Annotated in this window: 1 protein-coding gene; it reads right to left on the minus strand. The window is 40.2% G+C overall.

What is annotated here, in order from left to right; all coding sequences use genetic code 11:
* Positions 1–111: LysR family transcriptional regulator (locus tag HUS62_RS22670; RefSeq protein ID WP_404936084.1), on the minus strand; the 111-nt coding region annotated here is incomplete at its 3' end.
* Between the last annotated feature and the right edge of the window lie 272 nt (positions 112–383).

Raw genomic sequence — 383 nt, forward strand, 5'->3', positions numbered from 1 at the left:
TTGCGACAGGCATAAATGATCAGCTGCTCTTGTAAAAGAGCCTAATCTAGCGGCCATTTCGAATGCTCTAAGGGCGTAGAGAGGTGGTGGTTGCTTCATGTGAGATCTCATGCATGAGTTAAACTAATATCATACCTTAATTTTTTCCTTTTTCCAACCTCTCTGCATTTTGTTATTAATTCATTTATTTTGTGGAGAGGGTGGTTATGAGAAATATAGTGGTTTTTGTTAATCCCGCTAATTCAGACGATTTTTTCGCGAATCTTGAAAGTGGTGAAGGATCAGTTGCAAAAGGTGTTCAGCATACTGACTGGGCTAATTTTCCCCATCTTGGGGTCCTTTCTCTTGCGTCGTATGTGGGTAAATTTGGGTATGAATCTGTC

It is taken from the genome of Pseudoalteromonas sp. 0303 (assembly GCF_013349995.1).
Taxonomy (GTDB): domain Bacteria; phylum Pseudomonadota; class Gammaproteobacteria; order Enterobacterales; family Alteromonadaceae; genus Pseudoalteromonas.